20 protein-coding genes are annotated in these 23,459 nt (G+C 36.7%); 3 read left to right on the top strand and 17 right to left on the bottom strand.

All coding sequences use genetic code 11. From position 1 onward, the window contains the following. Positions 1-43: 43 nt before the first annotated feature. Entirely contained in the window at positions 44-1,387 is a 1,344-nt protein-coding gene (locus IGK77_RS07790) for a lytic polysaccharide monooxygenase (RefSeq protein ID WP_074799070.1), read from the bottom strand. A 439-nt stretch (positions 1,388-1,826) separates the two neighbouring features. Here IGK77_RS07790 and IGK77_RS07795 point away from each other — a divergent pair, with 439 nt between their 5' ends. Beyond that, positions 1,827-2,594: an ankyrin repeat domain-containing protein gene (locus tag IGK77_RS07795; protein WP_074799072.1), complete on the top strand. Its 768-nt coding sequence runs from the start codon at positions 1,827-1,829 to the stop codon at positions 2,592-2,594. A gap of 76 nt (positions 2,595-2,670) precedes the next feature. On the opposite strand, the gene IGK77_RS07800 is transcribed toward IGK77_RS07795, so the two are convergent. The 14 genes from IGK77_RS07800 to IGK77_RS07865 form a co-directional block, all read right to left on the bottom strand. Continuing rightward, positions 2,671-4,224: a bifunctional metallophosphatase/5'-nucleotidase gene (locus IGK77_RS07800; RefSeq protein WP_074799074.1), complete on the bottom strand. Its 1,554-nt coding sequence runs from the start codon at positions 4,222-4,224 to the stop codon at positions 2,671-2,673. A gap of 22 nt (positions 4,225-4,246) precedes the next feature. Beyond that, positions 4,247-5,530: an extracellular solute-binding protein gene (locus tag IGK77_RS07805; protein ID WP_086334703.1), complete on the bottom strand. Its 1,284-nt coding sequence runs from the start codon at positions 5,528-5,530 to the stop codon at positions 4,247-4,249. Positions 5,531-5,547: 17 nt separating this feature from the next. Further along, entirely contained in the window at positions 5,548-6,828 is a 1,281-nt protein-coding gene (locus IGK77_RS07810; protein ID WP_074799078.1) for an MBL fold metallo-hydrolase, read from the bottom strand. Next, positions 6,812-7,630, bottom strand: coding sequence for a carbohydrate ABC transporter permease (locus tag IGK77_RS07815; protein WP_074799081.1), 819 nt, complete (start codon positions 7,628-7,630; stop codon positions 6,812-6,814). The genes IGK77_RS07810 and IGK77_RS07815 overlap by 17 nt, the downstream gene beginning before the upstream one ends. Further along, positions 7,627-8,514, bottom strand: coding sequence for a carbohydrate ABC transporter permease (locus IGK77_RS07820; RefSeq protein ID WP_074799083.1), 888 nt, complete (start codon positions 8,512-8,514; stop codon positions 7,627-7,629). The genes IGK77_RS07815 and IGK77_RS07820 overlap by 4 nt, the downstream gene beginning before the upstream one ends. Continuing rightward, positions 8,514-9,584 (bottom strand): ABC transporter ATP-binding protein, encoded by a 1,071-nt coding sequence (locus IGK77_RS07825; protein ID WP_074799084.1) that lies wholly within the window; start codon positions 9,582-9,584, stop codon positions 8,514-8,516. Before IGK77_RS07825 ends, IGK77_RS07820 begins: the two co-directional genes overlap by 1 nt. Before the next feature lie 553 nt (positions 9,585-10,137). Next, positions 10,138-10,380 carry a GlsB/YeaQ/YmgE family stress response membrane protein gene (locus IGK77_RS07830; RefSeq protein WP_010735387.1) on the bottom strand — a complete coding sequence of 81 codons (243 nt, stop codon included), beginning with the start codon at positions 10,378-10,380 and terminating at the stop codon, positions 10,138-10,140. A 34-nt stretch (positions 10,381-10,414) separates the two neighbouring features. Then, complete coding sequence (locus IGK77_RS07835) at positions 10,415-10,969, bottom strand: Asp23/Gls24 family envelope stress response protein (RefSeq protein ID WP_019724584.1); 555 nt, start codon at positions 10,967-10,969, stop codon at positions 10,415-10,417. Positions 10,970-10,981: 12 nt separating this feature from the next. Further along, entirely contained in the window at positions 10,982-11,170 is a 189-nt protein-coding gene (locus tag IGK77_RS07840) for a DUF2273 domain-containing protein (protein ID WP_065096371.1), read from the bottom strand. Positions 11,171-11,182: 12 nt separating this feature from the next. Then, entirely contained in the window at positions 11,183-11,749 is a 567-nt protein-coding gene (gene amaP / locus IGK77_RS07845; RefSeq protein ID WP_071867427.1) for an alkaline shock response membrane anchor protein AmaP, read from the bottom strand. Positions 11,750-12,438: 689 nt separating this feature from the next. Continuing rightward, on the bottom strand, positions 12,439-12,603 hold the full coding sequence (locus IGK77_RS07850; protein WP_010735382.1) for a cyclic lactone autoinducer peptide: 165 nt from the start codon (positions 12,601-12,603) through the stop codon (positions 12,439-12,441). 2 nt (positions 12,604-12,605) lie between these two features. Then, positions 12,606-13,172, bottom strand: a complete 567-nt coding sequence (locus tag IGK77_RS07855; protein WP_071867428.1) for an accessory gene regulator B family protein — start codon at positions 13,170-13,172, stop codon at positions 12,606-12,608. A gap of 102 nt (positions 13,173-13,274) precedes the next feature. After that, positions 13,275-14,027 (bottom strand): LytR/AlgR family response regulator transcription factor, encoded by a 753-nt coding sequence (locus IGK77_RS07860; protein WP_071867429.1) that lies wholly within the window; start codon positions 14,025-14,027, stop codon positions 13,275-13,277. Between the two features lie 2 nt (positions 14,028-14,029). Continuing rightward, positions 14,030-15,313 carry a GHKL domain-containing protein gene (locus IGK77_RS07865; RefSeq protein WP_071867430.1) on the bottom strand — a complete coding sequence of 428 codons (1,284 nt, stop codon included), beginning with the start codon at positions 15,311-15,313 and terminating at the stop codon, positions 14,030-14,032. A gap of 586 nt (positions 15,314-15,899) precedes the next feature. Between IGK77_RS07865 and IGK77_RS07870 the strand changes: the two genes are divergently transcribed. Both IGK77_RS07870 and IGK77_RS07875 read left to right on the top strand, forming a co-directional pair. Further along, positions 15,900-16,373 (top strand): DUF2975 domain-containing protein, encoded by a 474-nt coding sequence (locus IGK77_RS07870; RefSeq protein WP_074799085.1) that lies wholly within the window; start codon positions 15,900-15,902, stop codon positions 16,371-16,373. An 8-nt stretch (positions 16,374-16,381) separates the two neighbouring features. Further along, positions 16,382-16,597: a helix-turn-helix domain-containing protein gene (locus tag IGK77_RS07875; RefSeq protein WP_019723937.1), complete on the top strand. Its 216-nt coding sequence runs from the start codon at positions 16,382-16,384 to the stop codon at positions 16,595-16,597. Between the two features lie 73 nt (positions 16,598-16,670). Here IGK77_RS07875 and IGK77_RS07880 read toward each other — a convergent pair whose 3' ends face one another. Together IGK77_RS07880 and IGK77_RS07885 are read right to left on the bottom strand one after the other, a co-directional pair. Further along, complete coding sequence (locus IGK77_RS07880; protein WP_071867432.1) at positions 16,671-18,107, bottom strand: helix-turn-helix domain-containing protein; 1,437 nt, start codon at positions 18,105-18,107, stop codon at positions 16,671-16,673. Between the two features lie 146 nt (positions 18,108-18,253). Then, positions 18,254-23,440 (bottom strand): putative mucin/carbohydrate-binding domain-containing protein, encoded by a 5,187-nt coding sequence (locus tag IGK77_RS07885; protein WP_074799086.1) that lies wholly within the window; start codon positions 23,438-23,440, stop codon positions 18,254-18,256. Positions 23,441-23,459: the final 19 nt, after the last annotated feature.

The following is a 23,459-nucleotide window of genomic DNA, read 5'->3' on the forward strand; positions in this document are numbered from 1 at the left end:
CAAAAACACCCAGTGCATTTAGATGCACTGAGTGTGAATTTGATTATTTCAAGCGGAATAATGTCGGCGCTTGATTTGGAGACCATGTTACATCACCAAAGTTAAAATGTGTTACAAGGGTTGTGTATACTCGTCCTTGGAAGCTTACTTCTTCGTTTGCAGTATAAAGTTCCGGTGAAGACATAGAACCTAATCTCCATTCACGGACACCTTCGATTGTTTCATCTTGTTTCGTTGTCACTAATAGAGTGTTACTTGCGTCTGAAACTTCGTCTGTAGTACTGATTGCACGTACCACGTATGAATAGGTTGTACCAGAAGCTAAGTTCTCATCTGTGTAACTCGTAGATGGTGTTGAAGCCACTAACTGACCATTACGATAAATATCATATTGTTTGATTCCTTGTGTATGTGTTGAAGCTCCCCACATCAATGATACGCTTGAAGTCGTTTCACCCATTGAATGTAAGTTTTTAGGAGCAGTTGGTTTTTCTTCCGCAGTTGTCGCTCTAGTTGTTACTGAAATCGTTGTTTTGTCAGATGTCAATCCAGTTTGGCTAACTGCTTCGATCTCATAGTTGTAGGTTGTTTCTTCATTTAGTCCTGCATCTTTAAATTCTGGATCATTTGTATTGCCAACTAATTCACCGTCACGGTAAACGTTATATGATACAGTATTTGCTTGTCCATTCCATGCTAATTCTACAGAAGAAGCAGTCACATTTTCAGCACGTACATTTTTAGGAGCTTGAGGTTTCACAGGAATAGCTGAATCACCTTTTACATCCACGTCAATCACGTTATAGAATGCATTAGCTGTGTCCGCTACATCCCAAACAGCTAAAATCACATGGTAACCTAAACGATCACTTGGGACGTTGATTGCGTGTGGTGTCGTTGATGCTGGTGTTCCATTATGGTTGATTGTACCGATCAATTCAAAATCAGAACGTTCCAATTTATCATTTGGGTTCCAGTCAGCTTTCGTCATATAATAATGCCATTTTGTCGTCGCATGTCCGACAGTATAGCGCCATGTAAATAAATTCGCACCTTGGTTGATTCCTTGTTTTGTCCATAAAGTTGAGGTTTGTTGATCAAGATTGAAATCACCAAGCGAACCACCTGCTGATGCAATTTGTCCATCGGCTGGTCCAGCTTGTGGGTATCCTTTTAATGCTTCTAAAGATTGAGGTTCGTTGATAACAGCCCCATATTTTTGAAAAGCAGCAGTCCAGTTTGAATTTCTGTCTAAATGTCCTTGATACCCACGACTGATAGGAGACTGTACATATCCATGTGCAGATGCTTCATTCCCACCAATTGCTAAGCTTGCTCCAAATAAAATACTTGAGCATAAAATAGTTCCTAAAATTTGTTTTTTCATGTTTCCCTCCATAATTAACGATTAATATAGATAACTCCAGATTTTTCAAAAAAATTCTATTATGTATTTGCTTTTGTTATCTTAAATTAAGAATAACAGACAGATATGATTAAATCTAACCGGTTATTACCGCAAGCAAGGTAATAATAAATTACAAAAAAAATGTTAAAACACCGTACAAAATGTTGTATAAACAAGATTTTATGGACGTATTTTAGTAATAGATATTCCAAAAAAATATTACTTGTTTCTATTCTTAATTTTTTTATTATAAATTAACAAAGTTTGAATGATTCAATTTTCGTTATTTCTTATTTGTAAAAAAAACTATAACTCTAGCTATAATAACATCTATCCCCTTGCTCTTTTGCTGGTGTAAGTTCATTCATTTGCGGTATCAATTGCTTCATCATATGATGATACAAAGGGGGGTGTATGTATGAGCGCTTGGCTGATCTTACCCTTTGCAGTTTTACTGTTTTCATTAACGAGTTGTGAAGAGCCACAGCAGATGACCGTTCCTGATCAAACGAAAAGGACCACTTCTACTATCGAGCAAACAACCACTGAACAAACCGATCATTTAATTGAAGAAACGGAGGAATCGCTTATGAGTTACCCATCTGGCAGTTTATTAGCCGCAGTTGAAGACAACGATCGAAAGAAAGTTGAGGATATTCTAAAAACAGAGTATTCAATCGATGAACAAAATGACAAAGGTGAGACACCTTTACTGATTGCCACCCATCATGATTTTGTTGAAATCGCCAAACTTCTGATCGATCATGGTGCGTCGATCGACATCCAGGATACGATCCAAGACAGCCCTTACCTTTACGCTGCCGCACAAGGAAAAACAGAGATTCTATCTTATATGTTGGAACATCGTGAACCAAATCAAGCAATTGTCAATCGTTTTGGCGGTAATGCCTTGATTCCAGCAGCTGAAAAAGGCCATTTAGATAATGTGAAACTTCTATTAACCGACGCACGTGTGGACATCGACCATCAAAATAATTATGGTTATACCGCGTTGATTGAAGCAGTTGCTTTACGAGATGGGTCTGAAATCTATCAACAAATCGTTAAAGAACTGTTGAATCATGGCGCAAACAAAACATTACGTGACAATCAAGGAAAAACTGCGGAAGATTATGCTAGAGAACTGGGATATACTAAGATATTGGCACAACTGACTCAATCATAAAATAAATATAAGCGCTGAAAAATCTCCCTAAAATGCGATGTACACGCATTCGAGGGAGATTTTCATGCTAATATTTTTATTTGCCGATCACGTTGAAATTATGATTCACTTTTGCATCAATCACTTTTTTTCGTTTGAGATAGTCGGCAATCAATTCGGTCATGTCGATTGGACATTCTTTTACGATCTTCTCCGCTGAAAACATCTTATAATTCCCACCACCAACTGCTCGATATTGATTGATCACCACTTCTAGTGATTTATCTAAGGGAATTGGCTCTCCTGCTTTTTCAAAGCGTGTCACACGATGACCGATTGGTTGATTTAAATCAATCGTGTAATTTATACCTTCATACATATCATAGTTATAATATTGAGGCTTGGGCTGGATATACTTTGGGTCAAACGTAATTCTTTCATCGGTTGCCATTAAGTAACCAGCTGTTTGTTCGAGCGCTGCTTTCAGTTCTTGTCCAGTCACACGTACAACAGCCAGAGTATTTGGGTAAATATAATTCGTAAGAATATGACGCATGCTGACAGATTGTGGGAATCCCGTCACTTCATTATTGAATAAGGCTGTTCCTGAAATCTCTGCTCCAGTTGCATCCATCTGTATTCGATTGATCAGTTCAATATATGGATGCTCATTGACTCTTGCTGCCATAGGATCAACAATCCGTAGATTGCCCAGCACTTCTCCCACTGGTTGGTCTAGCCACATATCTAATGCTTTAGAAACCGGTTCAATTTGTTTAAGGATTATAGGATCTGGAGAAGCCTCTTTCGTTGGATAAAGTTTACACGAGTGATCCAAGACGACAAACTTGTTGTCTTGTTTTTTGACAGTTAGTTGGATTGCTCCTACAAAAGCCCCACGATACCCTGGCTGGATCACAGGTACCCCATTGACGATTTCAGCAAGCTCACGATGTTGATGCCCTGTGACTAACGCATCGATCCCAGGCACTTCTTGTAACAACCGACTGGCTTCATTTTCACCGGTCAATGCTTCAGTCGGCTCGTTTGTTGTTAAATCTCTTTCAAAACCGCCATGGTATGCGACGACGACTAAGTCTGCTAACTCACGTAATAAAGGTACGTATTTTTTGGCGGTTTCAACAGCCGACACAAAATGAAGATCCTTGATTGTTCCAGGGTTTTCCCAGTTGGGGATATACTGAGTCACGAGTCCCAAAACAGCCACTTTGATCCCTTGTTTCTCAATGATCTGATACGGAGGTAAAACCGATTCCTGTTGATTCTTCCTCAACATATTGGCTACGACTATTGGGAAATCATAGGATTGGATTGCTTCATTCAAATAGGACCAGCCATAATTGAATTCATGATTGCCTAACACACCAACATCATAGTTCATGCTGTTTAGAAGCTTCGTTAACGTCGAGACAGAATACTCCGATTGTTTTGCAACAAAATAACTAAGTGGCGAACCTTGGATAAAGTCACCGTTCTCAATCATGAATACCGGACCGCTTACTGCCTGTCTTAATTCCTTCAGTTTTCCGGCTACTTTCGCCACGCCAAATGGTTGTTCTAAGTCACTGGCATAATTCGTCGGCAGAATGTAACCGTGCATGTCACTTGTTGCAAGGATTGTCACTTCCATTATCTCATCCTCTCAGTCGTTTTTATTGATTCCAAGCGTCTTCTAACTGGGGTACTGAATCTGAGATCAATTGATCTGTATCTTGATTCGTATTAGCTAATATATTTTCCATGATCGTACGCATTTCATTGAACGCATTGTCACTATTCTCCACTACTGGAATCGAGAACAATTCTTTAGTTGCACCCTCTAACTGTCGTGGTACTTTTGTTTCAGATGAATTTTTGTAGTCATCACTTTCTAATACTGATTCGATCGTTGGCATATAGCCAGTCATGGTTGCCCAATACAACTGGTTTTCTGGCTCTGATAAGAATTTCATATATAAAAATGCTGCTGTCCGTTCTTCTGGTGTGGCACTACTGAACATATAAAGATCCGTTCCTTGTTGTAAATTGATTTTTTCAGGACGTGGAGCAACATCATACGTAAATACACCTTCCGTATCTTTCTTTACATAGCCTTCCCCTGCAATCGAACCAATAAACATTGCTACCTTTTGATTGGCAAACGGACCAGATAAATAGTTGTCCGATCCTGCGATCCGGAAGTACCCATCTTTGACACCCTCCGCGTAGTAGTTGATCAATTCTTTGGATTCGTCACTAGTCAAATCTGTCTCTTTGTCAAATTCGACTCCTTTGTTTTCCATACCGATCGTATAATAGTTGTTCAAAGAATCGAATCCGGCTCCTACCACTTCGCCATTCGTTGCTTCGTAAATCGTTTTTGATGCTTCTTTTAGTTCATCTAATGTCGTGGGCACAGGGACATCATATTTTTCCAACATATCTTTATTATAAAAGAGCATTTCAGTCGATTTATTAAAAGGAATACCATACTGGACATCATCGATCTTGGCGCCATCCATCAAAGAGGTGCGAATCTCTTCTTGGTCTTGCCATCCAATCGTGTCATTATCGATCAAAGGTTGTAGATCGACGAGCATCTCATCTTGAGCCGCGTTATATAACCAACCAGGATATGCCTGAGTGATTGTTGGAAGATCTCCTGCTGATGGAAGAGTAGCATTGATCTTTGCTTGTAGATCAGAATATTGGGCTTGATTTTGTAATTCGACTTTGATAGTTGGGTTTGCTTTGACAAAATCATCGGTCATTTTTTGTAACGCTGTTTCTTGCGCACCATTCATTGCGTGCCAAAAAGTGATCGTCGTCTCTTCTGTTAGCTCAGTGACGATTTCTTCACTAGATGAAGAGGCATTCGAGCCAGTGTTCCCGCAAGCGCCTAAAGTCATTACAGCTGCTGATGCTACCAAAAACTTACTAATAGTTGTCCATTTCATTTTTCATTTTCCTCCGATTATAGTTGAATGGTTTCGCCTCTTTTTACTAATACTCTGCTTCCATATGGATTGTGCATACTCTCAGGTTTTAAAGTATGGATGGGAACCAACATAGCTGGTTTTATCCGATCGATGATTTCAGCTAGATCCGCTGGTTTTGCATGACCTGATAATGATAACTGCTTAAACTCCACTTGTTGCTTTTCAAATGCTCCTCTAAAAATCGCGTACTGGGGATCAAACTCGCCTAATGGTTGGGCATCACTGTGTATATACAGACCTCCTTTTTGTAATGAATCAACCTCACCAACAAATTGCCAGAAATAATCCGTCGAATCTGCTAATAAAGTTTCGTAAGAATACTCAAGTCGGGGGTCTAATGTACCGATCCGCTCTTTCTTCTCAGCGTAGTAATAAGGGACTTCTCGTTTTGCGACTTTTTGTAAGAGTAAAGCCATTTCTGCTTCGACAACTACTCGTCGTGGGGAAGCATCAATCAAAGCTTCCCAGCGTTTGATATTGGCTGGATAAAAATTGAAAGTCAATTGACGATTCTCGTTTTCTTGGATCATCTTCACTAGTTGCTCCGTCAACGCTCGTTCACTGTCTGGTGATGCCTCATTTTTCTTCTCTTTTTCCGGGAAACTAATGCTGACTCCTTCAAGCATCAATACATCGACCTTCTGTGCCACTTCACAGAAATTCTCTGTCAAATGTCGATCAAATCCATGAAGTCGAAGATCACCAGAATAAGCAATCAAAGCAGTTGGTGTCTCGATAAGAAAGGCTGCCGCACCATACGCATCATGATCTACAGGAAACAAACGAATCATCAATTCGCCGGTGTGAAGATCCTGACAAGGCGCAATCGTTTTGATCGTTCGTGTATTTCCTTCTATATAAGGTGAAGACAGCAAGAATGTTCCGTTACGATTTAAGCTTTCCAATAAAACTTTGGTTGGTTCTAATGTATACAATGGGATTTCTGGATCAAGATAATTGATCATTTTTGTGTGATCCAAGTGAACATGTGATAAAAATACGGCGGTATTTACAAACTTAGAATCCCTCTTGCGTGTGGTCAATCGCGGATCATAAATATCAATTGCTGGAATAAATCCCACATCTAGTAAAGTCGATAGCTCTTCATTTGGTAAGTTGATTTCAGGGTGATATTCTGTTCCAAAGTCAAAAAAGATTCTATCGTCGCCGTAAGCAACTTCAATGACTGTCCCACCAATCGTCAAGAGCCCACTGTGAAAGGTAATGCTGGTTTTTTGATTAGCCTTTGATCCCATTTTTTGCCACTCCTCGGATGATTTCTTTTCTAAAAATAAAGTAAATAAGCACGATTGGTAATACGGTTAAAGTAGCTGCTGCTAATTGTAAGTGAACGTCACTGCCACTTTCGCTCGTAAATGCAGATAAGCCATTGTTCAATAATCGAAATTTTTTGTCATTTGTGACCAATAACGGCCATAAAAAGGAGTTCCAACTCGAAATGAAAGTCAAAATCCCTACTGTGACCAGTGCTGGCTTGGACATCGGAATAAGGATCTTTTTGATATATTCCATATCAGAAGCTCCATCGATCTTAGCTGCTTGATAAAAGGAACGCGAAATACTTTTCAAGTAATTAGTCAAATAATAAATATAAAAAATACTCGTCAAAAACGGCAAGATCAAAGCTGTATAAGAGTTCAATAAGCCTAAACGTGCGATTGTATTATAATTCGTAAATATGATCGACTCGTATGGAATCATCAACAAAGAAATCAATCCTACCATCACTACTTTCTTGTAGCGAAATTCCAAAGTTGCTAAGGCAAATGCTGCAAACAGTGAAGTGAGAACGGTTGCCAATGTGGTCACTAACGATACAAATAAAGTGTTGATGAAGTATTGGATAAATGGCGCTTTTTCGAATACTGTGAAATAATTCACCCATTGAAAGGAATCAGGTATAACAGTTGGTGGAATACTTGTCGCTTCCCGATATGTCATCAATCCACCAAGTATCATATAGATAAATGGAAACACCGTAATGATTCCTAGGAGTGTCAAAAATAAGAGTGAGAGCAATGTAACGATTTTTTTCATCTTTTTCTCCCCACCTTCTTCAAAATCAACTGTTGGAAAAAAGTAATACTTAGAATAAGCAAGAATAAAACAAGTGTTGCTGCCATAGCTAGACCTGGTCTACCTGCAACATGGAACTTATCATAAATGTAAAATACTGCGGTCATCGCACTTTTAGCAATCCCAGCTTGACCACCAAATAGTGCGTAAACTTGCGTATAGATTTTAAACGCACCAATCAAATTGACTGTTAAGAGGAACGTGAGTGTAGGAAGTAATTGTGGCAAAGTGATCTTCACAAAAATCTCCCATTCATTTGCGCCAAACATCTTCGCGATTTTGTAATGCTCTTTCTCGATGTTACGGAATCCCGCTAATAATATGATAATATTGAAAGCTAAACTCGTCCAAATGCCAAAGAGGATCAAAGTCGGCATACTCATTGATACACTATCTAACCAATTCACTCGTGGGAGCCCAAAAAATTCAAGTAAGTAATTGATGAGCCCGTATGATCCGTTGAAAAAATAGCGAAAAACAATACCGATCGCAATTGTACTCGTGACATAAGGCATAAAAAAAATCGCTTCAAAAAATGACTTGTACTTTACTTTTTCAAAAATCACCCACGCAATCGCCAGTGAAAGAATCAAAGCAATTGGTACGACGGTAAAACTGTAGAACACAGTATTTTTCAACGCGCGGAAAAATACTGGATCACTAAGCAAACGTTGATAATTCTCAACTCCTGCAAATCGAGGATTGATCAATGTCCCTTTTTGAAAGCTCATAAAAAAAGCCCGAAAAAGCGGATAAATATTGAATACAAAAATTGCAAGTAATGCTGGAAGTAAAAAATACCAAGCTTTTAATTGATTTTCAGAATTATAATTTTTCTTTCCCATCAATAGATCCTCTCTCCATCAAAGCTAAATAGGAACACTTTGTGATAAGCTAAGTCAAACGTAACCGTAGTTCCTTCAGTGATCTCATTTTCCACCCCTACGATTGACTTTACTCGCTCTCCTGCGAGTTCAAAGTGTAAAATTCGTTCACGACCAATCAACTCAACACTTTGAATCTTCCCTTTTAAAGGACCACTATCGCTTGGTAAAATATCTTCAGGACGCATGCCTAAGTAATATTTCCCATTTGTGATCGATTTTTTGAAACGTTTTTCGATAAAATGAGTGAGTGGTAAATCAAATGACGCATGTTTGATCCCATCATCGACAACTTCAATTGGTAAAAAATTAATGATTGGATTACCGATGAACTTTGCAACGAATAAATTTTCTGGCTCTAAATAGAGATTTTGAGGATCATCTTCTTGCTGTATCTTGCCATCTTCTAACAAGATGATTTTGTCACTGATCGATAAAGCTTCTTCTTGGTCATGGGTGACAAAAATCGTTGTGATCCCCACTTCTTTCACTAACCTGCGAATCTCTTCACGGATCTTCAAGCGTAATCGAGCATCCAGATTACTTAAAGGTTCATCCAATAATAGGACTTCTGGTTCTTGTACTAACGCTCTCGTGATAGCTACTCGTTGTTGTTGCCCACCAGATAAAGTTCCAGGTTTCTTATTCTGTAACTCTTTGATATTGGTTAATTCCATATATTTTTCAGCAATCGCTTTAGCATCACCTTTTTTCTTTTTATTATCCCCAACTAATAATGGAAACATGATGTTCTCTAAAACAGTCATATGTGGATACAATGCGTAATTTTGAAATACGAATCCGATATTTCGATCTTTGGGCTCCGTTTTTATGACCGATTCCCCCTTAAAACGAATATCACCATCTGTCGGTTGTAACAGTCCTGCGATGAGGTTCAACATTGTCGATTTACCACAACCACTAGGACCTAAAAGACAAACAAGTTCCCCTTTTTCTATCGTAAAATCCACTTGCTTCAATGCTTCAAAGCCATTATCAAAAGTTTTTTGTAATCCGATCACCTCAATCATAAGTGACCCTCCACTCTTCCATATATTTTTATGACAGCTGTTTTCTTTCTATATCTTCATCTTAACGTTCGAATATTTAGATTACATATATTATATGTAAATATCTTGAAAATATTCTCAACTCCTTGTTTTTATGATTGTTTTTTGGTAAAAATTGAAATCAATGTTATAAAATGATACTTATGAAAACTCTTCATATAATATTTCAATAAAAGGATAACAAAGAAAAAATGCTTTATCTATAGCAACATTTAACATTAAGACAAGAAATAACAGTTGTCTAACAGTTAAACCTCAAAGAATGCTATGGATAAAACATTTTGTTATTTTTTTAATATCAAAAAAATATAGTTTACATATTATTTTTATGGGCAACACAGCGATTCAAGTTAATCAATCGATTGAAACACACAAACAATGGATGTTCGAAAATATGTACAAATAAACCGACCACAAAGAGTAAGTACAAAAACTACTCTTTGTGGTCGGTTAGAATGTTTAGTCGATCTATTACTTAATCTCAAATCTTTCAATCTGAGTAAGCGCCCTTTGCTTAAAGTTTACGTGCAAAGAATGAAACGATCAATACTAAAATGATTGCTCCGATAAGTGATGGTACGATTGCCATTCCACCGATCACTGGACCCCAAGTACCTAAAAGTGCTTGACCAATAGCTGATCCAACTAGACCTGCGATTACATTCGCAATGATGCCCATTGAAGAACCTTTATTTGTGATTGCTCCTGCAATTGCTCCGATAATACCACCAACGATTAATGACCAAATAAATCCCATAATTATTTCCTCCTAAAATTCTAAAAAATTAAGTTTATTGTACGCGTGGTTCATTGTTTTCTTTTACTTTTTGCGCACCTTTGCCAACAGCTGATTTTGCTTTGTCAGTTTGTTTTGAAGCAAATTGACCAGTTGATTTTGCTGCATCAGTTACTTTATCTTGAACTGTTTCTTGATCTTTTTCGTATTCTGCTTGTGTTTTGATGTCAACAACATTTACATTGACTTCGATCACATCAAGATGAGTCATTTCATTCACTTCTGTGCTGATCAATTCTTTGATTTGATCATAAATGTTTTCGATATCTTTGCCATATTCAACAACTACATCTAAATCAACAGCCACTTGTTTTTTACCAACTTCTGCATTGATTCCAGCAGTCACGTTGTCTGTATTGACTAATTTTTCAGCAATGTTTGAGAAAAATCCACCATCAAGAGTCAACAAACCGTCAACATCTTTCAATGCGTAACCAATGATTTTTTGAATGACTTTGTCTTCATAAGTCAATTCACCTTTTGCTGCAGTGTCAGCAACTGGATTTGTACCTGTAGTAGTGTTCACGTTTTTGAAATCTTTGTTTTCCATATTAAATTCCTCCTATGATTTGAAATATTCATCTAATAATCTTGTTTCTTTTAAATAAAAACCAATACCCACACCAATAGCGGTCATGATCAATATTAAAAGAGTTTTGAAAAATCCAACTGTTAACCATAAAACGGCTAATAGTAAGCCAAGACCCCCAAAGATAATAGGGAGCTTATATAGTGAAAAGAATTCTTTCATTTGTGTGCCCTCCTATTCTACTCGTGAGTGCTGGTTGTCTTCATGTTCTTTTTCATCTTGATAACTACTATAATTGACAGCTACTTTGATCTCTTGTTCTGAACCAAGGACATTGGCAACTTGCTCTCTCACTTCTTGCATCAACATTTCTGTTTTACCAATAAGAGAAGAAGTACGTTTTAGATCGCCTTTTACATGAATATTGATTTTCTGTTTTGTTGATCGTACTTTGACTTTTGGTGATTGAATGAATTCTTCTTCGTGTAGATACGAACGAGTCAGTCCTTCAATGGCTTTTTTATCCAACGTCAATTTTCCATCTTTGTGCTTTAATACGAAGGTTCCTTTCGATTTTGGATAGAAAAGAACAAATAATAAGATGAGAACGACAACAATTGCAAATACGACTGCAGCCCAGAAAATATATTGTTGCATATAATAATTTGTTATCGTAAAAAAGCGAAAACGTTCCAATTGTTCAGGTAAGACATATGGTGCATTAACTAGAGCGATGATCAAAAGTACTGAAAGTAAAATTATGCTTACAATTACACCGATGATCTTTACCCCCTTATTCATTTTCCACCTCCTAAGTATCTTATTTTTTATTTTCAACACATGACCAACAAGTATATCGCTTGAGGAACCTATAGGAATACCTACTTTAAGTAAGCGCTACCAAAAAGTGCAGACTCAAAATAACTTTGGTACTCTCCCCTGTATAGAAATCTTAAATAACAGTAACAATTATTATATAACTTCTATTGTTTCTTGCTGGCTATACTACAAGAATAGTATTCAAGATTAAAAATTGCAAAGATAATGCTCATTTATATTACAAAATAAAAAATAAAAATGACAAAATACAGCGAGAACCGATAATTTCCCGCTTTCAAACCAAATGTTTTAATCTTTTATTATAAAGGATGATACCCTTTTCAAAAATCATTGAAATATTTTATAATAAGTTGAAGAAAAATGTTAGAATAATAGTAATTTGATTTAGTTAAGCTATTATTCTTAGAAAGAGGTGTCACATGTTAAAAAAATCCATATACGCATTTATAATAACGATTATTTATTTGATTGTTTCCAATGCTGGCAATCTATTTTTTGGGGTGTCAAAAGAATTTAGCTGGACAACTACGTTGTGGGAATCATTATTTTTCTTTTTATTCGTTCTCTTACTACAAAATTATCGAAAGAAATGAATTGACATTTACAAAAAAAAAAGCAATTTAGATTTTTTCTAAATTGCTTTTTTATTTTTATTTATTCATTTCATTTTTTAATGCTTCTGGCATTTTTGGTTCGTAGATAACGAATGTGCAATCCGCACCGATCGTTCCCATTGCATAAGTTGCGATAGCAATCGCCATTGTTGAGATAACCTGCATCATTTGTAATTTCTTTGTTTTTAGACTTGTTAACATATTTACTCTACCCCTTTATTTTTAATAAACATCAACAATGTAGCAATTGCTAGACCTAACAAGAGATATGTACGAATACTGTCACTAGGTAAAAGCACGCCGATCGTTGTGATGAACAGAATGATAAAGACCGTTTTTCTTAATCGGAAAGGTCCTTTTGTTTGATTGATCGTTCGCTCTTTTACGAGTATTCCTAAGCCAACGAATAGAATTCCGAGAACAAACAAAGGACGAGTCAATTCAAAACCAATCGAAGCGGTGATCCAAGGCAAAACAACCAAGAACAGCACACTAAGTATTGTACAAACTGCACTATTACTTGCATGAAATCCTTTCGTTGTCAAACGAACTGAGATGAATACAAGGTGTGTGATGAACACTGCTCCCACAATGTGTAAGAGAAACGCAATCCCATACATCACGATCATCTTGAACAGATCAACAAATAGGATCGATAACCCATATTCCATCTTTGCTTGTTCAATCGGTGAAAGGCCTAATTGTGAAGCGAAATGTCCACTTATTTTCTTTGATAATTTTTCCTCTATTGAAATGTACTCTTCAGTCATCTTTCACGCTCCTTCGCAGTTTATTATACCTATTTTACTAATCTATAGATTATTTTATCAAAAGTGTTTCTAATTTTGTCAAAAGTGCAAAAATCGATGCATTTATGCTTTGGGCGAAAACTCATTTTCAAAGCGAGTGACTAATTTTTTTAAATACCTGGTAGAGACTAAACATTCTTCCCCATTCGTCATGATCACTTTTCGCTCTTTCTTATTGATTTCTGCTATGTTTGCCAAATTGACGACAAACGATTGGTGACAACGACACAAAGAATCACTTAATTTTTCGATTTCTTTGATTTTCCCCGCATACTCAATCATGCGATTGTCCAAGTGTACGATCAGTTTATGTGGTGTTGGACTTGAACTAAAAAAGAGAATTTCATCAACATATAATTTTACATCGACGGCACCGCTTTTTAGCCAGATCTGTTCCCTAGTAGACAACGCAGTATTCATATATCGTTCAATCGCAATATCAATACAACTGATGATTTTTTGTTGCAATTGTTCTTCATTATCTTTGATTATATAATCCAACGCCTCTACCTTATAAAGAAAAGTAAGATAGACAAAATCGGTGTACGTCGTAACAAAAATGATTTTGGCTGTTGGATCATACAGTCGGATCTGCTTCCCTAGTTCTACGCCATTGATATCTGAATTTAAATCGATATCTAAAAAATAGATACCCTCTGTTTTGTTAGTTGATACATAAGATAAAATATCATACGGGTTATCTGCAGCTAGTTGGAACTCAACATCATAATCCATCATCATTACGTAATTTTTAATAATGTTGGTGATGCGGTTACGATGGATCTCTTCATCATCACAAATAAAAATTTTTAACATACTTACCCCTCTACCTCACATATAGTTATGATTTGTATAAACTTATCATCTTGGATCTTTGTATCTAAAAACACATTTGCATTCAACTGGACTAGCTCATCCAGATTTGTCAAACCTATCCCAGAATTACCGGGTTTTGTTGTAAAACTTGCTTTCTTTAAATCATGTAATTTAGGCAAATCACTTGGACAGTTATTGATCAACATAAAGGTACAGTCTTTATGGTCTGCCACGATTGCTAGTTCGATCTCTGGATGTTCAAGTTCTTCTGAGGCTTCAATTGCATTATCCAAAATGATCCCCAGCATTCTTACGAGTACCATCGTAGACACTTCCACATGATTGACCACCTCAGGCACAGAAATGCTCACATGTATCCCTTTCTGGTGTGCCATATATAACTTGCTCATGATCACACTTTTGATTTCTCGGATTTTTATATTCGAAATCGAAGACATCCTGAAAATTTCTTGATCAAAAATCGAACCTGTCGCCTTGATACTATTTCTAAAATAATCCTTTAGTCCTGCTAGATCTTCAGTTTCGATATACTCTTCTAATGAAATAAGAATGTTTTTGTAATCGTGTTTAAATTTTAGAATCTCTAGATAATTTTTTTCAGCTTGTTCACTGTATTCGATCAAGTAACTCATTTGGCGTTTTTGTTCTCTATTTTCATATTCCGTTCTTTTTATGAAAATAAAAGAAAAACAAATGATTGCTGACAACAGCCCATACAATATCATGAATAGCTCATGTGCATCGATCAAATAAATGCGCAAATTAGGAAATCTTTCTATGACGACTAGACTAAAATAGACACAAATCGTCGCTGTCGCAATGACTCCGCTGATTTTCATCGTCAAGAGATCTTTGTAGCACTTTTCTAATAACCGTGTTTTGAAAATATATGCAAAGAAGAAAAAAAGAAGAGTTCCTAAAATCACAGTTAATCTTATATTTAGAACCAAGTGAAGAATCGTATAACTGAAATTGATGATATAATCGGAAAAAATATATAAACAGAATGTGACAGAAGGGATAAATAGCGCAATATAAATATTTCGCCGGAAGTAATAAGTTACGGCACATAAACTAGCCCATAAAACTGCAGTTGCAAAAACATTGATTACAAAATAAAGTGCCATATAGCAAATGATTCCAATGATCGACAAAATGACGTAATACCGATTTTTTAAATGCGTATCCAAATAGCTAGTCACCCAAAAGATGCAAGCCGTTTGAACGATGACAATCAACAAGCTTTCCAGCGTGTCTAAATTCACAAAATGTCCCCCTAATTTAAGTAAGTCCTCACGTACACAACAAACCAAAAACAACAAAGAATTGCTTCATTAAACTATTTTTTTAAAACAAAGCCTAAGTTCTTCATTTTATGTATCTTTCGATAACAAAAACGTTTTAATCCTTTTCAACAAAAAAGATTGTAGCACATTTCACTAGTCTTTTGGATTACATGTTGATTAATAAACTGCGTAGAACTTTTCATTTTTTCGGTACAGCCAATGTTTTTTTTCTGAAAGTTATAGTCTATTTACATCTATAGCATGTTGTGCTATAATGGAATTATTACGAATCATATGTTATACGACATCTTAATTTGTTTTTATGAAATTTAATCCCACTGGCGTAACTAAAGGGTTACAAGGATGTATTAGTGGTTAGGGAATACATTGTTTAAATGAGAAAGAGTTAATATAGAGTAATCGCCTCTTTAGAGGTTTTAAGTAACACAAATGCTTCGTTAGATTGCCTTTTCTTCGGGAAAGGCAATCGTTCAGCTATTTGTTTATCGAAAAACGATAAATAATAATTGAATATCAATATATATTTATTTAAGGAGTTAAACAAATGAAAATACATTCATTATTTTTAAAAACAACTACTATCGGAGTATGTGTCGTTTTCGGTCTATTTGGTCTATTATTTGGTACTCAGTTATTAACCAATGAATCGAACACCCTCTTAGATTGGCAAACCATTCTTATGATTTTAGTCATTTTCACTACTCTGCTATCAGGTATAATCATTGGTGGCATCATTTTTAAATTATTAACAATCGTATCTAAAGACCAGACATTTTCAAAGCATTCCCATCGTTTAGTTAGCTATATCCGGAAAGTAATGATTTTCTTATCACTCAGTGCTTTTGGTATTTTACCAAAATTCTACCAAATGGCAGATGCGGATGACGCTCCTGGATTGATGCTATTAGGCCTTGCACTGGTTTTCTTACCTTTTGCAGGGTTAGTATTAATGAATGTCTTGATCAAAATATTGGAAAAAGCAATTCGTTTGAAGAAAAATGACGAATTGACAGTGTGAGGTGCGAGATGGCGATCATTGTTAATTTAGACGTGATGTTAGCAAAACGGAAAATGTCAGTAACTGAACTAAGTGAGAAAGTTGGCATAACCATGGCTAATCTTTCAATATTGAAAACTGGAAAAGCAAAGGCGATCCGCTTCACTACGTTAGATAAAATCTGTGAAGTTTTAAATTGTCAACCAGGTGACCTTCTTGTCTTTGAAAAAGATAAAGAAATCTAACTATTTCAGCTATTATAAAAATGCAAGCCCCATAATCTCAAGATTTGGAGGACTTGCATTTTTTTATTCGTTATCAAGCAAGCAATTCTTGATAAAAGTTTATCAGATTATGTATCTCCCTTGTTTTAGGGAAAACGGAGATACCGAATATAGGGATATTATATGTTTTATCAATCGTAATATTTGAAATAATACAATCAAAATTCTCATAATTAATTAGATCCTGAGATAATACTTTATTGTTTTTCACGACAAATTCATATTGATTGCCCAACTGGTGTTCTAGCTTGCTGAGCAAATAGTCGTCATATTTAAGGGTAGAATTGGTTATGACTAATGCACGAACATGTTTATTATCTTCGAATTTTTTTATTAGATCTGGCCAGTACAATAATATTTCTGTAAATACAGTTGTCGCAAATTCTTCGAAATCATTTAGTAGAATATTATGCGTATGGACGTAATGTTTTAACTTATTCCATAATCGAAGTTGGATTTTATTCATTTCTGAGTGAGTGTTTTTTAAAAAAAGTGAGTGCTTTTGGTAATTTATGGAAAATGGCACCGTATTTTGTTGTAATAAAATAGTGATCTTGTGGAAGATCTTTGTTTTGTCTTCGCATACAATTCCATATTTCTCTTCCACCTCTTTGATGAAGCTATCTAATGCAAGTATAATGGGATTTTTTTGATTCAAAGTATCTATATCGAATAATTGGAAAATAAACGGTTGATCGAATATAAACCGTGCCAAGTGCTCATTAATCAATTCGTTCTTCTTAGGTAGGTGCAATTGCTTAGTTGTTAATATTTCGTACTTGAATTTCTTTGTTTTTTTACTGTTTGAAACTAGCGCACTATCATTTTGGAGCAATAGTATACGGCTCGCAATCCAAAAATGAAATATTTTTTTCTCTTGTGGCTCCAAACTAATCAGCGTTTGTTGCAAGTTATTTTCTTCAACAAACTCCTGTGCTAGTTGAGTAACAATCAACCGAAAAGTCGCAGGGAAAGCATCCTCAAAATAATGATATTTTTCCATTAAGAACTGTACAGTCATTTCAGTAATGATTTGGTCGTTACCAACAAGCTTAATCAATGCTTGTACTTTCAGATCAAAACTTTGTAACATCGGATTGATTTTATCGACAATTCGTCGCAAGGTACTTTCAGAAATAAATAAATAGTCTGCTAATTCTAGATAATTCTTAAACTTATGTAATAATATAGCTTCTAAGTAACGATATTCGATCGACTCTTGCTTGATCACTTGATAAATATAATCTTCTGTTACATGAGGTAGAATTGTTGCTTTAACCCCTTCTTCTCGTGTCATTTGAATGGTAATATCACTGGCATAAGAGTTAAGATCAAGTAAGTCATTCCTCAAAGTTTTTGCTGAACAACCAAGTAAATTTTCTAAGTCGTTAAAACGATAGGTATTGCCTTCAAATAAGTACTCTAGTAATTTCAATTGTCTTTTTAATTTTTTTGACAAAATTTTCAACATTTCTATTCACCTCACTAACAAATAAAAAACACTCAAATTTGGGTCTCCCCTCCTTTGAGTGTTTCCCTTATTTAATTTTAGTGGTCTTTTTTCTTCTCTAAAAACTATTTTTTCTACAATGGATAAAAAGTGGATAAAAAGTTGTTTTATTCATTTGACTCTTCTTCCACCTCGTCAGTAGATCGTTTTTTCCAAAAGAAGATGCCGCCAACCAATGTCAGTAATATGGTACCCAATACAGAGAGAAGCGTGTTTCTAGTGGCATTTGTTTGTGGTAAGTTGCCTGTTGCTTCTTGATCACTTCCGTCATTTGGTCCACTTTCTCCGTTCTCGCCGGTATCACTTCCAGTCCCCTCTTCACCAGCAGCACCTGGAGTATCTTCTGCACCTTGTTCAACCACTGAGTATCTTCCTTCAGCACTTGTTGTAAAACCACCATGTGCTTCATTGACTTGGATGTCTAAACCAACGACATTGTTACTTCCAAGTGCAGATGTATCGATTTGTGAATCTTCTTGTAACTGAACCGTATAAGAATTGGCTGGAATTTCGCGACCATTTACTCTTACTGTTTCAACCATAGATTTCGGATCGACTCTTTCTGTGCCAATCGCAATAGAAGCTACTCGTGTTCGAACATCTAACTCCCCTGTTGGCTCAAAGCCATATTCTGTCACATTATAAACAGCAAACTGTCCTCCATAAGTGAAGTTTCTTTCTTGTTCTTCATGCATCAAGATATTGTTGTTCGCATCTTGGTGGAAGACCTTGACAACATCTCCTTCAACTACTGGAAAGGCACTTCCACTATTGAACCGTGAAATAGCTTGTTGGATCGTTTGTGTTCCACGAACTTCATATTGATATTTCGACCGTCCATCTTGGCCGATGATTTCGATTCCATAATACACATTATTGTCGTCCACTTGCGTTACTCGATTATTTAAAATCGTACGATCCGAACCTTGAATGGATTGAATCTCGATTTGGCGACCACTTTTCACTAAACCAAATGAACCTACTGTCTCATTTTGACGATTCTTTAAATGGATCGTGCTGCCCCATTTGACTTCATAAGGCACTTCGATATCTGTTGCGGTTACACCATCTGCTGTGGATACACGAACGGTCACTGATTTTTGACCAGCTGTTTGTGTATCGAACGCATCAATTTGTTCCACATTATATAACGAACTAGATAATTGGTGTCCGTTAAAGCGGACTTCATTGATCAGCTTTGTTGCATCCAATTCACTTGCATCTTCACCTAAAACCAAGCTTTGATTTTGTTTTTCTGCATGGATCATAGTGATTGGTTCAAACTCACCGTTTTGGATTCGGTAATGGGCATAATTAGATCCCGCCGTAAAGTTTCTGACCAAGTTATCACGCATCAACAAGTTACGATTTTCTGTTTCCGCATGATAAACTTTGAAAATATCCCCTTCATTTACTTCTAACGGTTGCCCATTATTAAAGCCTTGGATTGCTTGTCTGATCGTCATATGTCCTGTCACTTCATAGCTGTATTTGATATTATCAGGAAACAGGCGACTTTCTGGCTGCTCTGGATCAGCTAAAATTTCGATTCGATAATACGTATCACGACCAAAAACATTATTCACCGCATTGTTTAAAATCGTTCCTTCCTCGCCTTGAGTGGCGTGGATTTTTGATAGCCCATCTTGCTCGACGATACTGAATGCCCCAACTGTTGCATTTTCTAAGCCCTTCAATAAGAATGTACTACCCCACTTCACTTCATAAGGAATCTCCAGCTCCACGGAGGCTAGACCGTCCTTCATAGCCATTCTCAACCGAACTTCTCGTTTACCAATGGTTGAAGTATCGAAATCAGATAAGCGCTCGATCGTATAGGTATCTTCTGCCACAGGTTCTCCATTGATCGTCACGCTATCTAATAATTCTTCCAATTCAAAGTTGGTTGTATCTTGCGCTAAAACAAGTTCCTTATTTGCTGTATGAGCATCCATTACTGCCATTGGTTCAAATCCGTATGCGGTTACCTCATAGTAGGCATAAGAAGAATTGTGAGTAAAGTCTTTTTCTTCCTCATTAACGAATAACACTGAACTTCCTTCTGAACGTTGCGGATGATAAATTTTGATGATATCTCCAAATTGAACGGTTACCGCGCGATTGGTTCCAAAATTATCCATCACTTGTTGTAGCGTTGCTCGTCCTGGCATATCTTGAGAATAAATTGTACGATCGCCACGAATGATCTCCATTGAGTAATACAAGGAAGAGTTTGGACTCAACTGCTCATTTAACGGTGAATCAATCCCCGGGAACATCGTTAACTGACGCACCGAATTATTACTTCCTGGTCTTAAAGAGAAAGCTCCTGCCGCACCGCCATTGGCTGAACGCATCACAATCGTATTCCCCCACTTGACTTCATAAGGGACAGTGATTTCTTTTGAAACTAATCCATCTCTTGTTTCAAATTGGATGCGTAAATCTTTCTTACCAGCAGTGGATGTATCAAATTCTTCTAATTGAGTCACTGTATATAGACTCGGTGCTAATTCGACCCCATTGACTGTGATATGATCGATCAGATTTGCTCCATTGATGCCTGCTGTACTATCGCCTAAAGTAAATTCTTGTGGTGAAGATTCTGCAGCCACGGTAATAATTGGTTCTAACCCATTATCTGTCACTTCGTAATAAGCATAATTTGAACCAATCGTGTAATCACGAACTAATTCGTCTTGCATGAGCAAGTTTCGCCCTTGCGAAGCACCTTGAGGATCTGCATGGTAAACTTTGATCACATTGCCTTTTTCCACTGGTAAAGGCTGTCCATTATTGAAGCCATTGATCGCATCTCTAATCGAGGAGTTACCTGCTACTTCATATGTAAAATTCGAGCTAGTTCCTCCCATGATCTCGATCGAATAATACGTATCGCGACCAAAGTGATTGTTGACTGGATTGGCAAGGTTCGTACCACTTACGCCTTGAGATGCATGGAGTGCCAATTGTCCGTTTTCTTTAAGCAAACTAAACGCACCAACCGTTGCTTCATTCAATCCTCTTAACACAAAAGTATGGCCCCAATTCACGCCGTATTCTACTTCCATTTCATTCGAGGCAAGACCATCATTCATATTTAGTCTTAGACGCATATTACGTGTGCCAATCGTACTCGTGTCAAAATCAATCAGTGATTCCACTGTATATTGGCTATTATCAATTCTTCGACCATTGATCGTCACATTATCGATCAACGAGCTAGGATCAATGTTGGAGGTGTTTTCACCTAATGCAAAGTTTTTTTGTGAAGCTTGCGCTTCCATGACCGGAGCAGGTCTAAAACCAGAAGAGGTGACTTCGTAGTATGCATATTCTGTGTCATAGGTAAAATCATGCTCTTCTTCATTCATCATCAAAACTGAGCTGTTGGCTGTTCGTTCCGGATGATGGATACGAATTACATCGCCCAATTGGACATTGAAAATATTGTCTGTGTTACCAAATTGATCCATGATTTGTTGTAGAGTCGTACGATTCGACATCTCTTGATTGTAGATTACATTGTTATTACGCATAATTTGGATCGAATAGTATGTAGAAAAAGGAGAAGTTAATCGTCCTACAGAAGCGTCCATGTCTGTTGCTAAGCCATTAGTAATTCTTAGGGGAATATTATTAGAATCTGAATTACTTAATAATAATGAAAATGCCCCAGCTGATTGACCGTTGATCGATCTCATCAAAATTGTGTTATCCCAACGCACGTTAACAGTAGTTTCAATTGTTCCTGTGGTTCTCACGTTTACGTCTGGTCGTTGTCCTTCAACAGTTAATCTTAATTGATGTTCACCAACTGTTTGATAATCTGGCTCAAATGATTCTGAAGCAACCAATCTAAGAGAATCGATATCTAGTGGTGTTCCTCTAAAAGATGCAGATTTGATTAAATCTCTGAATGCATTACTATTCAATAAAGATCTTGTATTACCTAGCTGTTGAGCTCTGATTGGATGTAACTCAATCATTATTCCTTGGTCTGGTATTACTTCAGCATTCACAGAAGCGGTTGCTTCTCTGCCATCTTGTGTACGAACTCGCGCTTGCCATACGAAGGAACCTGGGGTCGCTGTACTCGTCGGAGTAATCCATGACAACTGATAGGAACCTTGATAATTGACGTCAAAAAGTTCATCCAAAGCTGGTACTGGATCATTTTGATAAACTTGTATTTGATCTTCTTTTGTAGTAATCAATGGTAGGACTTCCATATCAAAAGTCACGATTACTGGAGGTCTGCCAGTTTGATCCCTGACTTCTATGCGTACTTGTTGCTTACCTATTCTGTTCGTATCTGGTTCCGTTAACCATCGGTAACTGACATCTCCACGAGAATTCACTACGTTTACATAGCTTTCAGGATCGGGAACTGTCTCCCCATGGCTAAGTGTATGTGTACCTGGCTTGACATTCGCACGTAGATCACCAATATCCGTAGTTGAAAAATCAAATTTAAACTCCGTCGCAATTCTTACCGTACTCCAAGCTTCATTCCAGGGTTCAATATACCAATAATAAGAATACGGAAATCTCTCTACATCAAATATTTCTTCTTGAGGTGGAGCTACTCTTAGACGAGTGAATACAACATTTATTTCTCCAATATTCAAATTTTGAGCTGTAGAACTTTCCGTAGGGGTGATTTCCATTCGCCAATTTCCACTACGTGAAATGGCGTTGATCCTGAAAACTCTTCTTGGTGCAGAATCCCCATTCGCCCTTAATGGGCTCAGATTATTGATTGTTACTCCTGGTGTACTCACACTAGAGGAATAATAAAAAATAGGTGTCACGTTTCTAAATATCATTGTGTCATTAACACTTAAATTATCATTGTCTGTATTGAATTGTTCATTGATCCCTTTTTGCATCTCATTAACTAAAAACTCACCTAAACGAATTGAATTAGTACTAGGAGCAACTAGGATACTATCTGGAACGTCTATCGCATATCTAGGATTTAATAATCGTTCCAAAATTCGTTCTTGTTCTTCTTTTGATTCTTTCTCTGATACCGTGCGAGAATTTGTTTCTTCTTTATTTGATGTACTATCTGTTGTTCTACTGGCGTTTTTATTTACCTTTTTACTATCTTCAGTGTTTTCTATCGCCTTCTCAGAGTCATCATTTTTTTGCCTATTACTAACTTGTCTATTTTGACTCATTCCTAAATTATTGAATGCAGTCACTGCCTGAACAACTGTTCCATTAAGATTACCTAAAGTCAATCCTAGGATCAAAGCACTGTTCAACAGTTTTTTTCTTGTTCTCAAATCATTACCTCCCTATTCT

It is taken from the genome of Enterococcus sp. DIV0806c, assembly GCF_051710905.1.
Classification (GTDB): domain Bacteria; phylum Bacillota; class Bacilli; order Lactobacillales; family Enterococcaceae; genus Enterococcus_B; species Enterococcus_B mundtii.